Origin of the sequence: Rhizobium sp. BK512 (genome assembly GCF_014194915.1) — a bacterium.
Taxonomy (GTDB): domain Bacteria; phylum Pseudomonadota; class Alphaproteobacteria; order Rhizobiales; family Rhizobiaceae; genus Rhizobium.
This window is the reverse complement of sequence record NZ_JACIAS010000001.1, coordinates 1038911-1050966: the sequence shown is the minus strand read 5'-3', so window position 1 is coordinate 1050966 and position 12056 is coordinate 1038911. Positions and strand designations below refer to the sequence as shown.

Here is a 12056-nt window from a genome sequence, read left to right as displayed (position 1 = left end):
CTTGATTATGCCTGTTTCGCGGCCCGAAGTTCCGGTTCGGGCATCGAGTCCTCCCAGAGCCAGTAGCGGATTTCGCCCTCGCATCTGAAATTCACGACCTCATGGTTGCCCTTGGCATCGACGGCATGGATAACCACGCCGGCCAGGAAACCGGAGGATAGTTCGTTGAGTTCCTCGACAGCCAGCTTGACGGCGTCGGAAAGCGAATAGCCGAATTTGAGCGCCAGCACGACGGTGCGCGCAGTCGAGCAGCGCATGGTCATCTCACCGGTATGGGTGCACGCAGCCGCGCCATAACGGCTGTCGGCATAGAAGCCGGCGCCGGGGATCGGACTGTCGCCAAGGCGGCCGGGATATTTCCAGGCCCAGCCGGACGTGGAGGTCGCGGCGTGGATGCCGCGTGTGGAGTCGGCGGACAGGAAGACGGTCGTGTCGCGTACACGCTCCGGGTCGGTGATGGTGCGGCTGAGCGGCGCCAGAGGGATATCGGGGAATTTCGCCAGCTCTTCCGGCGACAGTTCCTTTTCCAGGCGCTCCCACCAGACGCGCTTGCTGTCTTCAAAGAGCACGTCATCTTCGGAGAAACCGATTTCACTGGCGAAGCGTCGGGCGCCATCGCCGGTCAACATGACATGCGGCAGCCGCTTCATGACTTCATGGGCGAGGCGGGCGACCGGCAGCGTGTTCGGCACGGCGCCGACGGTGCCGACATCGCGGGTATTGCCGTCCATGACGGCGCCGTCGAGTTCCATATTGCCGAGCATGTTCGGCCAGCCGCCGTAACCGACGCTGCGAACCCGGACTTCGCTTTCCACCTTGCTGATGCCGGCGACCATGGCGTCGAGGCTGATAGCGCCTTCGCGCAGCATCTGCACCGTCGTCGGGAAACCGGGCCAGGCTTCTTTATTGGCCAAGAGCAGCATGAATACCTCTAATCTTTACGCATTTTGGACAGGAACTGGGCGATGCGCGGGTTGGTCATGCCGCCCTCGGCGGCGAAGAAATCCGCAGTCGGCAGATCGACGAGCAGCTTGCCCTTATCGAGGAAGACGATGCGGTTGGAAATCTGCCGCGCGAATTCGATCTCGTGGGTGACGAAGAGCATGGTTGTGCCTTCGGCTGCGAGCTTGGCGAGGATAGCCAGCACCTCGGCCGTCATTTCCGGGTCAAGCGCGCTGGTGACTTCATCAAGCAACAGGTAACGCGGCTGCATGGCGAGTGCCCGGCAGATGCCGACGCGCTGGCGCTGGCCACCGGAAAGCTGGGCCGGATAGGCATCGGCGCGATCTCCGAGGCCGACGGATTGCAGCAGGGCACGGGCGGTGGCTTCGGCTTCGGCACGCGGCTTTTTCAGCACTTCGACTGGAGCCAGCGTCACGTTTCCGAGCACGGTCATGTGCGGATAGAGATTGAAGAGCTGGAAAACGGTGGCTGAGCGCTTGCGGGCTTCGGCCAATTCCTTCGGCTTGCCGACGTCGAAATCATCGACCGTGATGCTGCCGCCGTTCAACTTTTCCAGGCCGTTGATGCAACGGATCAGCGTCGATTTGCCGGAGCCGGAGGAGCCGAGAATGGACACGACCTCGCCGGGATTGATGGTGAGGTTGACGCCATCGAGAACGGTTGTAGGACCAAAGGCCTTTTTGACGTTTTCTACTTTGAGCATATTAAAGCCCTCTCCAGGCGGCATGCGCCCTGAGGCGGTTTTCGAAGCGGGCGCCGAGCCATGCGAGCAACTTGGCGCAGAGGTAATAGAGCAGCCCGACCACCGTCCAGACGATGAAGGGTTTCAGCGTGCGCAGGTTCAGGATGTTGCCGATCTTGGTGAGATCGACGACGCCAATGACCGAGATCAGCGAGGTGACCTGCAGCTGGTTGACGAGAAGGGCGGTCAGCGGGCCGATGGCGAAGGCCATGGCCTGGGGAGCCACGACATGGCGCAGCACCTGCCAGCGGGTGAGGCCGAAGACGCGAGCAGCCTCGATCTGGTCGCGGCCGATGGATTCGATGGCCGAGACCGCGATGACATAGACGAAGGCGGCCGAATTCGCAGACAGCGTGATCATCGCTGCCGTCGTCGGCGTGATGCGGATATGCAGGAGACCAGGCAGGCCGAAGAAGACGAGGAAGAGTTGCACCAGAACGGGCGAGTTCTTCAGGAGTTCTGCAATGAAAGTGATGACCGGGGTCAGCACCGGCACGCGGTAGAAGCGGCAGACCGCCCATGATGTGCCGATCAGGAGACCGATGAGGGACGTCGAGAGAAACAGACCGAGGCTGACGCCGAGGCCCTGTAGGAGCAGCCAGATATCGAAGGGGGTGAAATCGGAAAAACGCATCAGGCTACAGCCTCCATCATGTCGCGGTTCAGGCGGCGGTGGAGGAGGGCGATTCCGAGCGAGACGAGATAGGTCAGCAAGGCATAGACGACGAGCAGCACGACATACACCTCGAAGGGCCTGTAAGTCTGCGAGACGACGATCTGCGCCGAGCCGGTCAGCTCGTTCAGCGTGATCGTCGAGAGGATCGACGATGTCAAGATCATGTTGATCAGCACGGAGCCGAGCGGGCGAACGGAGGTTCTGAGCGCGATCGGCAGCACGATCTTGGTGAAGGTTACCCGGCGCGAAAGGCCGCTGACTTCAGCGGCTTCGATAATGCCGGGATCGATTGCCAGGATGCCGGCGCGGATCACGTCGGACGCATAGGCGCCGCCGGCAATCGATAGTGCCACGACACCCGTGGTGAAGGCATCGATATAGATGCCGATCTCGGGCAGGCCGTAATAGAAGAAGAACAGCTGCACGATGAAGGGCACGTTGCGGAAGATATCGACGTAGACGAAGGAGATCCTGCGCAGAAGAGCGGAGGAAGACGTGCGCGCAATGGCGACGAAAGCGCCCATGATGACGCTGCCGATCAGCGCCAGAGCACAGGCTTCGGCCGTCAGTAGCGCGCCTTGCGCGAGAAAGCCCAGATGGGGCAAGAGGATCGAAAGGTCGAACCGCACGATCACTCCCTATGTACGATTGAAACCGGTTTCATCGTGTCGTTTGTGCGCGCTGATGTCAAGAACGCCCGATACGAAATGCTGATATATCTGTGGCGAAAAGTTCGTTTTTGCCGGTAACGTTCCGCGGAATAATTTTCGTCAAAAGGCGAGAAAGCTGGATGAATATGGACTGCACAATATCTCGCCATCCCGTTAGCCTTTATCGCACAAAGAAAGAGCAATCCGCATGAGCCAGCTTCCTCACATCGATTACGACACCGCTTCCGAGAAGATTCGCGTAGCGCATGACGAGGAGGTGCGGGTTCGCGGCAACATGACCAATATGAAGCGGACACTGCTGCATTCGCCGGAAGCGCACCGCATCTATGCCGAATGGTTCACGCTCCGGGCTGAGCTCGATCCCGCCATCAGCGATCGCGAGATCTGGATCTTCTCGCATTCGATTTCCAAGGCGCTGAAGTCGGATATCGCCGTCACCTTCTTTCGTCGTGCGCTGATCAAGAACGGATTCAACCCGGATGCTCTGGAACTCAGCGAGAGCGAATTGCTGCTTAAACGTTTTGGCACAGCAATTGTCGCCGATTCCAAGGCTATTCCTGCCGATATCTGGGCGAACCTGAAGGCACGCTACGACACCAAGGTTCTCGTCGATCTTGTTGCCTTTGCCGGGATCATGATCGCCACTGCCGTCTACATCAACGTTGTCGAGGTCGATTTCGATCCCGAGCTTGAGGCCTTTGCCGAAGGCGCTAACTGATTTTTTCATCACCCAAGGGGAGTTTTCCATGTCCATCATTTCCAGCCGCGCCAAGCTGCTCGGCACCGTATTCAGCCTGGCGCTCGCTTTCAGCGCGCCGGTTGTTCACGCCGAGACGCCGCCTGATGTGCTCGTCGTCGCTCAGTCGATCGACGATGCTGTCAGTTTCGACCCGGCCGAAGGTTTCGAACTCACGACCGTCCAGTCCTTCAACAACATCTATCAGCGTCTCGTACAGTCCAACCGCGATGACGGCACGAAGATCGAGGCAGGACTTGCCGCTTCCTGGGAAGCAGGTAGCGATGGCAAGAGCCTGACCTTTGCGCTCGCCGACGCCAAGTTCGCCTCCGGCAATCCGGTTCGCCCCGAAGACGTGATCTTCTCGCTGACGCGCGCCGTGAAGCTCAACAAGTCGCCGGCCTTCATCCTCAACGAACTCGGCTGGAAGGCCGACAATGTCGATGCCGCGATCACCAAGGTTGACGACAAGCATGTCAAGCTCACCTGGACGGCGGATGTCGGCTCCGGCTTCGCGCTCTCGATCCTGACGGCACCGATTGCCTCCATCGTCGATGAGCAGACGGTTTCGCCGCAGGCCAAGGACAATGACTTCGGCAACGGCTGGCTGAAGACCAACTCGGCCGGCAGCGGCGCTTATACGATCGCCACCTACACGCCGCATGAGGCGCTGGTGCTGCAGGCCAATGCCAATTCCTCCGACAAGCCGACGCTCGAAAGCGTCATCATCCGCAACGTGCCTGACGTCGGTGCTCGCCGCCTGCTCGTCGAGCAGGGCGATGCCGATATTGCCCGCGGCCTGTCTGCCGACCAGATCGAGGCGCTGAAGGACAAGAGCGGCATCAAGGTGCTCTCCGTCCCCTCGGCCCGCCAAGACTATATCCTGCTGAACAGCAAGGCGAACCCGACGCTAGGCAACCCGGCTTTCTGGGAAGCGGCGCGTTATCTCGTCGATTATGACGGCATTACCAAGAACCTGCTGCGCGGTCAGAGCAGCGTTCACCAGGCCTTCCTGCCAAACGGCTTCCCCGGCGCACTCAGCGACACGCCCTTCAAGCTTGATGTCGAGAAGGCCAAGAAGATCCTTGCCGATGGCGGCATCAAGACGCCGTTCAAGGTCGAATTCATCGTCTTCAACGACCAGCCGTTCCTGTCGATCGCCCAGTCGCTGCAGTCCACCTTCGCCCAGGCCGGTATTACGCTTGATATCCAGCCGGGTGTTGCGAGCGACATCTATGCTCGCGGCCGCGCCGGCAAGTTCGAGATGACGCTGCGCTACTGGATCCCGGATTATTTCGACGCCCACTCCAACGCCAGCGCCTTTGCAATCAACAAGGACAACTCGGCCAATACCGTTGCCAAGCAGGCCGGCTGGGTGATCCCGGAACTGACCGACGAGACGCTTGCAGCCGTCAAGGAGCAGGATGCCGCCAAGCGCGCCGCGCTCTATCAGGATCTGCAGAAGAAGATCCAGGCAAGCTCGCCCTTCGTTTTCATGCTTCAAGGCAATGACCAGGTCGTGCTAAGCGACAAGGTGAAGAACTATGCCCAGGGTCTCAACGCAGACCAGGTTTACTACGACAAGGTAGCGAAATAAGTGCCGCAAACGGCAACGACTGACAATGCCGACATGACCAACTCCCGTCAGCGCAACAGCTGGCGGGAGTTGTCGTTCGTCTGGCCGCTTTCGAAGTGGCTGTGGTCCTTTGCGCTGACGCTTTTCGGGCTGGCGCTGGTGACCTTTGCGATGACCAGGTTGTCGCCGATCGATCCGGCGCTGCAGCTTGTCGGCGACCATGCCAGCCAGTCCACCTATGCGCAAGCGCGTCGGGAGCTTGGGCTGGATCAGCCACTGCCGGTGCAATTTTTCCGCTATGTCGAGACGGCACTATCCGGCAATTTCGGGCAGTCGATCTCGACCGGCCAGCCGGTGGCGAAGGATATTGCCCGCACCTTCCCGGCGACGATCGAACTTGCGACAGCGGCGATCATCCTTGGTGCCGGCGTAGGACTGGCGCTTGGTATAACCGCTGCCATGCGGCAGGGGACGTGGGTTGACGGGCTTGCTCGTTTCGTCTCGCTTTTCGGATACTCCGTGCCGATCTTCTGGCTCGGCCTGCTGATGCTGCTCCTGTTTTACGCGCGGCTACACTGGGCGCCGGGGCCGGGCAGGGCCGATGTCGTCTTCCAATATACGGTCAAATCGGTCACCGGCTTTGCCCTTGTTGATACGTGGATATCGGGCAAGGCGGGCGCCTTTCGCGATGCACTGGCGCATTTGGCGCTGCCGGCGATCGTGCTTGCCTTCCACGCGCTTGCTGCGATTTCGCGGCTGACGCGCGCTGCTATCCTCACCGAGCTTGGCCAGGAATATGTGACGACCGCGCGGGCCAAGGGCGCAAGTCTCCGCCGCATTGTCTTCGTCCATATCCTGCCGAATGTCTCCGGCACGTTGTTGACCGTCATCGCCCTTTCCTACGCCAGCCTGCTGGAGGGTGCCGTGCTGACAGAGACCGTCTTTGCCTGGCCAGGCATCGGCCGCTATCTGACGACCGCGATGTTTGCCGGCGACATGCCGGCGATCCTCGGGGCGACGCTTGTGGTCGGCGCCTCCTTTGTGCTTCTCAACGCGCTGACCGATCTCGGGGTAGCGCGGTTGGAATCAGGGAAGAAGCGATGAGTGCAATCGTCCAGGCGCCATCAGGCGGTCCATCTTTCCTGCGGCGCGCGCTGCGTTCGCCTTCCGCAGCGACTGGCGGCGCGGTGGTGCTCTTCATTCTGGCGCTAGCGTTGCTGGCGCCGCTGATTGCGCCCTACGATCCGAACCTGCAGGAGACAGCCAATCGCCTGATGCCGCCTGATGCCGCGCACTGGTTCGGTACAGACGGTTTTGGTCGGGATATTCTGTCACGCATCATCTACGGTGCGCGGCCGACATTGTTGCTGGTGCTGGCCGTCGTGCTGCTGATGGCGCCACTCGGCATTCTCGTTGGCATCCTCTCGGGCTTTTTCGGTGGTATCACCGAGCGCGTGCTGATGCGGATCACCGATATCGTCATGTCCTTTCCACGACTGCTGCTCGCCTTCGCCTTCGTTGCCATCATGGGGCCAGGGCTGATCAATGGTGCGCTGGCGCTGGCGTTGACGAGCTGGCCCGCCTATGCGCGCCAGGCCCGCGTTGAGACTGCGGCGCTCAGACGCAGCGATTATCTGGCGGCGGCCGAAATGGTTGGTATCCGCGGCGTGCGGCTGCTCTGGGGGCATATCTTGCCGCTGGTGCTGCCTTCGGCGATCATTCGTCTGGCACTCGATCTCTCGGGTATCATTCTTGCTGCCGCCGGCCTTGGTTTCCTCGGTCTAGGTGTGCGTCCGCCAACAGCGGAATGGGGCTCGATGGTCTCGGAAGGCACGCAGGTGATCTTCGATCAATGGTGGGTGGCGGCCGTGCCTGGCTTTGCCATCCTGATCACCTCCTTCGCGTTCAACCTGCTGGCCGATGGTCTGCGCGATATTCTGGATCCGCGCCATGACTGAGCCGCTGCTTTCCGTCGAGGATCTGTCGATCGCCTTTCCATCGGAGGCGGGGCCGGTGCTCGTCGTCGATGGCATTTCGTTCTCGGTGGGTCGCGAGGTCGTGGCACTGGTCGGTGAGTCCGGCTCCGGCAAATCGATGACTGGCAGGGCGATCATGGGGTTATTGCCGCGCCGGGCGGAGGTCAGGGCAAAGCGTCTCGCCTTCGATGGGCACGAGCTGACGACATTGGCCCCATCCAGCTGGAACAGGCTGCGCGGCAGCGGGCTCGGGCTGATCCTGCAGGATCCGAAATATTCGTTGAATCCGGCCCATAAGGTTGGCCGACAGGTGGAAGAAGCGTTGCTTCTGCACACGAAGCTTTCTGCTGTCGAACGGCGCGAACGGGCGCTCGATATGCTTGATAAAGTCGGTCTGCCCGATCCGCAGCGTGTCTATTCGAGCTATCCGGCTGCCCTCTCGGGCGGCATGGGGCAGCGTGTGATGATCGCCGCCATGCTGATCAACCGGCCGAAACTCTTGATCGCCGACGAGCCGACTTCGGCACTCGATCGCGGTCTGCAGGACCAGATCCTGACGCTGCTACGGTCGCTGACCGAAGAGCTCGGCATGGGGCTGCTGCTGATCAGCCACGACCTGCAGCAGGTCTCGCGTTATGCCGATCGGGTCATGGTCATGCGGCACGGGAAGATCGAGGAGCAGATGGCGTCTGCGGATCTTGCCAATGCCAGATCGGATTATACGCGGGCGCTCTGGGCGGCGCGGCCTTCGGCTGCGACCTACGGGACACGGCTGCCGGTCTACGGAGGCGAGGCATGAACGCGCTTTCCGTTTCCGATCTTTCCGTCACCTTTCACGCTGGCGGCAAGGGTTTTACTGCTGTGCGAGGCATCAGTTTCGACGTCGCGCCGGGCGAGACATTCGGGCTGATCGGGCCGTCTGGCTGCGGCAAGACGACGGCGCTCCGTGCCGTTGCCGGGCTGAACACCCATTGGCAGGGCTCCATTAGGGTTTTCGACGAGGCGCTGCAGCCGGGTCAGAAGATTACCGGGGCGTTGCGATCCAACATCCAGATGGTGTTTCAGGATCCCTATTCCTCGCTGCATCCGCGCCATCGCGTCTCACGCATTCTCGGGGAGCCGCTAGCGTTGCGGGGTGCGCGCAATGTCGAGGATGAGGTGCGTATCGCGCTCGATCAGGTCGGCCTGCCGGCTGCTGCTGCCGGACGTTATCCGCACCAGCTTTCCGGCGGGCAGCGGCAGCGTGTAGCAATCGCCCGTGCGCTGCTCCTGAAGCCGAAGCTGCTGCTGCTCGATGAGCCGACCTCGGCGCTCGATGTCTCGGTGCAGGCCGAGATCCTGAACCTGCTGAACGACCTGAAGGCCTCGCATGGCATGACATTCGTGCTCGTCAGCCACGATCCCGGCGTCGTCGCGCATATGTGCGACCGGGCCGTGCTGATGCAGGCCGGTCGCATCGAGAGCGAACTCGACCGAGCCGCGCTTTCTGAAGGCGGCTGGGTCGAGCAGCTTGCCGTCCGCTAGTAGAGCATCCGGTTTTCTTCGAAATACCAGATGCTCTATCTCTTTGTTTTGGCGCAATTCCAGGCGCAAAACCGCAGCACAGTTTTGCTGGAATTGCTTAGCTGATCGGCAGGATCAGGACATCACGGGCCGGCACTTCGATACGCTCGGCATCATAGGCATGGTTGACAGGCCAAGCCGGCTTGCCGCCCGACAGTTTTCCAGCTGCGAGCGTGACCGTTGTCGTCTGGACTTTGCGTGTCGGATTGACCAGCCAGAGGAAGCTTCCATTTTCGCCCTTGTGGATGCGGGCGAAGAGCGCGTCGTTGGACAGGCTCGCATGACGCGTCCTGCCGCTCCATTTCACCAGTTCGGCGAAGAACGCGGCATTGGCCTTGCCGTTGGTGCGGTAGAAGGCGACGGAGGGATTGGTGCCGATCAGCAGGGTGCGACCCTTGCCGAAGCGGTTTTCGACGACGGCAAGACGGCCGCCATCGAAAGCGCCGCGCCCGGTGCCGTCGGTCAGGCGGTAGGACTGCAGCAGACCGCCGCCATCAACGGCCATATCATCGAACTTGAAGTGGATGCGATCGCCGATATCGGGCATGAATTCCACTTCCTCCTCGCGCGCACCGAAGACTTCGTCGAGCCCCATATTCGGCTGCACCTGGCCGACATGGCCGCGGTCACCGAAATAGCCGGGGCAGGCTTCTGATATCAGTGTGCCGCCCTTTTCCACCCAGGCTTTCAGGCGGGCTGCCTGCTCGACGGTGAACATGATCGGGTAGGGGAAGTAGAGGAAATCGTAGGCGTCGATATCGTCGATATGGACCCAATCCGGCTGCAGGCCCTGTCCGAGGAAGGCGCGGTAGGCGCCCCACATGGCTTCGGGATAGGGCTTTTCCTTGCGGTCGTAGTTCAGAAGGTAATCCCATTCCTGCGTTTCGGGGACGACGAGGATACCGACCTCGCCACGAACGGGCTTTGCGTCCCAGAGCGTCTTCTGAGCCGGGTCATTCGCCCATTTCGCCATGGCGCTCTGCATGTCGGAGCGCGGCGTGCGGCTGCCGTCCATGCCATAGGCACCGAAAGCACCGAAGAGCGGGCCGTCGAGCAGCGGGCGCCAGCGCAGGTTCAAGACGCCGCGAGCGCCGCCGGCAAAGGAGGTCATGCTCCAGATGCGGATATCCTCGGGCTCGGCGACGCGACCGTCTTCCTTGTCGCGGCCGATCACCTGCGGCTGCAGCCAGAGCGGACCGCCCTGGCGCTCTGCGTGCCAGAACGGTTTGCCGCGGGCGGCGGCACGATTGATATCGACGCCGTACCAGGTCTTCCACGGTTCTGTGCCCTTACGCGCCTGAATCCAGGTGAAGCCGTAGATTTCCACCTTGGAGGCGGCGAGCCAGTCGTCGCAGCCATTGGCGGCCATGTTCGGGATCGCGCCTGATATGCCGTGCGCGGCAATGACATTCTTCTGATCGACGGCGCGGATCGTATCAATGCGCCACTGCATCTGGCCATAGAAGTTGTCGCGCTTGAACTGCAGCCAGTCGATACATTCCGGGTAGGGAGCCATGTGAACCGGTGGCTCGACATCGTCCCATTCTGCATAGCTGTAGCGATGCCATGCCTTGGCCAGCACTTTCAGGCTGCCATATTTCTTTTCCAGCCATTTGCGGAAGGCGGCCTTGGCATAGCTACTGTAATCGACATCGGCGGAATAGTTGACCTCGTTCCAGACGTCATAGCCATAGATCGCCGGATGGTCCTTGTAACGCGTGGCAAGTGCCGTCAGGAACTTGCCGGCTGCTTCCTTCACTTCCGGGCAATTCAGCGTCAACGCGCCGGCGCCGCCGCCATTGTTGGAAAAGCCGCCGGTCGCTGCCGAAACGCCCATGTAAGAACCGAGCTTGGTGCCGTCGGCATTGACCTGGAGGGCATCGGCATATTTGCGCACCGCCCAGTCCGGTACGGCATGGATGAGTTCGGCAATGACCGTCTTGATGCCGTTCTTGGCGGCGAGATCGAGCTGGCGGTCATATTCTTCCCAGTCGTAGACGCCGGGAGCCACTTCGATCGCACTCCACATGAACCAGTGGCGGAAGATGTTCAGGCCATCTTCGCCTGCCGTCGTGTAGTCGCGTTCCCAATCGTCGCGGGGCGGATTGGACTTGCGAAAATAGACGGCGCCGAAAGGGAATTGGATATCGTTTCTAAGCATTGTCCTGTCCTTCTCTATCGATTTCCGGACATGGCTTCGCCGTCCGGAGAAAAGGCTCCGGCAGGAGGCAATCGAAGATGTCGTCCGGGTGTTCTAGGTGGTCCTGATCTAGCGCGGTCCTCCGGCGAGGAGCTCGAGCGTGCGGATAAGGGCGGAATGGTCACGTTCGCCGTCGCCATTGGCAACAGCGGCATTCATGAGCTGCTGGGTGGCCGCCGTGTTCGGCAGTGACAGATCAAGCGCGCGGGCGGCATCGACGGCGAGCGTCATGTCCTTGCGGTGCAGGCGGATGCGGAAACCGGGATCGAAGGTTTCCTTGACCATGCGCTCGCCATGGACTTCGAGAATGCGGGAGGCGGCAAAACCGCCCATGAGCGCGGCGCGTACCTTGGCCGGATCGGCGCCGGCACGCTTGGCAAAGAGCAGGGCTTCGGAGACGGCTTCTATGGTGAGACCGACGATGATCTGGTTGGCGACCTTCGCTGTCTGGCCGTCGCCGACGCCGCCAACCAAGGTGATGTTCTTGCCCATCTTCTCGAAGAGCGGCTTGGCACGCTCGAAAGCCGCTTCTTTGCCGCCGATCATGATCGTCAGCGAGGCGGCCTTGGCGCCGACCTCGCCGCCGGAGACGGGTGCATCGAGATAATCGCAGTCAAACGCTTCGATGCGTTTGGCAAAGCTCTTGGTGGCGACAGGCGAGATCGAGCTCATGTCGATGACGAGCTTGCCGGCAGACAAGCCGGAGGCAACACCGTTTTCGCCGAAAAGTACGGCTTCGACGTCAGGTGTATCCGGCAGCATCAGGATGATGATGTCGGAGGCTTCAGCAACAGCCTTTGCGCTATGGGCAGCCTTGCCGCCCTTGGTGACGAGGTGCTGCGAGGCTTCCTTCACGCGGCTCAGATGCAGCGTATGGCCGGCATCGATCAGGTGTTCCGCCATCGGGCGGCCCATGACGCCCAGTCCGATAAAACCGATATTCATGTTACGCG

Annotated in this window: 12 protein-coding genes; 6 read left to right on the top strand and 6 right to left on the bottom strand. The window is 61.1% G+C overall.

What is annotated here, in order from left to right:
- Nucleotides 1-5: 5 nt before the first annotated feature.
- The 4 genes from FHX06_RS05290 to FHX06_RS05275 are packed head-to-tail and all read right to left on the bottom strand — an operon-like array spanning nt 6 to nt 3010.
- The gene (locus tag FHX06_RS05290) at nt 6-923 is read right to left on the bottom strand and encodes an isoaspartyl peptidase/L-asparaginase (protein ID WP_112543932.1); all 918 of its coding nucleotides are present in this window, start codon (nt 921-923) and stop codon (nt 6-8) included.
- 8 nt (nt 924-931) lie between these two features.
- The gene (locus tag FHX06_RS05285; protein WP_018114488.1) at nt 932-1666 is read right to left on the bottom strand and encodes an amino acid ABC transporter ATP-binding protein; all 735 of its coding nucleotides are present in this window, start codon (nt 1664-1666) and stop codon (nt 932-934) included.
- Between the two features lies 1 nt (nt 1667).
- Nucleotides 1668-2339, bottom strand: a complete 672-nt coding sequence (locus FHX06_RS05280; protein WP_018114487.1) for an amino acid ABC transporter permease — start codon at nt 2337-2339, stop codon at nt 1668-1670.
- Nucleotides 2339-3010 (bottom strand): amino acid ABC transporter permease, encoded by a 672-nt coding sequence (locus FHX06_RS05275; protein ID WP_112544053.1) that lies wholly within the window; start codon nt 3008-3010, stop codon nt 2339-2341. The genes FHX06_RS05280 and FHX06_RS05275 overlap by 1 nt, the downstream gene beginning before the upstream one ends.
- Before the next feature lie 229 nt (nt 3011-3239).
- Here FHX06_RS05275 and FHX06_RS05270 point away from each other — a divergent pair, with 229 nt between their 5' ends.
- From FHX06_RS05270 to FHX06_RS05245, 6 genes are read left to right on the top strand one after another with little or no spacing between them, the layout of a single operon-like run.
- A complete protein-coding gene (locus tag FHX06_RS05270; protein ID WP_183878280.1) occupies nt 3240-3770 on the top strand; it encodes a hypothetical protein in 531 nt (176 codons plus the stop codon).
- A gap of 28 nt (nt 3771-3798) precedes the next feature.
- Nucleotides 3799-5385: an ABC transporter substrate-binding protein gene (locus tag FHX06_RS05265; RefSeq protein WP_112543935.1), complete on the top strand. Its 1587-nt coding sequence runs from the start codon at nt 3799-3801 to the stop codon at nt 5383-5385.
- A complete protein-coding gene (locus FHX06_RS05260; RefSeq protein WP_183878278.1) occupies nt 5386-6468 on the top strand; it encodes an ABC transporter permease in 1083 nt (360 codons plus the stop codon).
- Complete coding sequence (locus FHX06_RS05255; protein ID WP_183878276.1) at nt 6465-7322, top strand: ABC transporter permease; 858 nt, start codon at nt 6465-6467, stop codon at nt 7320-7322. Before FHX06_RS05260 ends, FHX06_RS05255 begins: the two co-directional genes overlap by 4 nt.
- A complete protein-coding gene (locus FHX06_RS05250) occupies nt 7315-8139 on the top strand; it encodes an ATP-binding cassette domain-containing protein (protein ID WP_183878274.1) in 825 nt (274 codons plus the stop codon). The genes FHX06_RS05255 and FHX06_RS05250 overlap by 8 nt, the downstream gene beginning before the upstream one ends.
- Nucleotides 8136-8864 carry an ABC transporter ATP-binding protein gene (locus tag FHX06_RS05245; RefSeq protein ID WP_183878272.1) on the top strand — a complete coding sequence of 243 codons (729 nt, stop codon included), beginning with the start codon at nt 8136-8138 and terminating at the stop codon, nt 8862-8864. Before FHX06_RS05250 ends, FHX06_RS05245 begins: the two co-directional genes overlap by 4 nt.
- A gap of 97 nt (nt 8865-8961) precedes the next feature.
- On the opposite strand, the gene FHX06_RS05240 is transcribed toward FHX06_RS05245, so the two are convergent.
- Together FHX06_RS05240 and FHX06_RS05235 are read right to left on the bottom strand one after the other, a co-directional pair.
- Nucleotides 8962-11064, bottom strand: coding sequence for a beta-galactosidase (locus tag FHX06_RS05240; RefSeq protein WP_183878270.1), 2103 nt, complete (start codon nt 11062-11064; stop codon nt 8962-8964).
- A 108-nt stretch (nt 11065-11172) separates the two neighbouring features.
- Entirely contained in the window at nt 11173-12048 is an 876-nt protein-coding gene (locus tag FHX06_RS05235) for a 2-hydroxy-3-oxopropionate reductase (RefSeq protein ID WP_113014908.1), read from the bottom strand.
- Between the last annotated feature and the right edge of the window lie 8 nt (nt 12049-12056).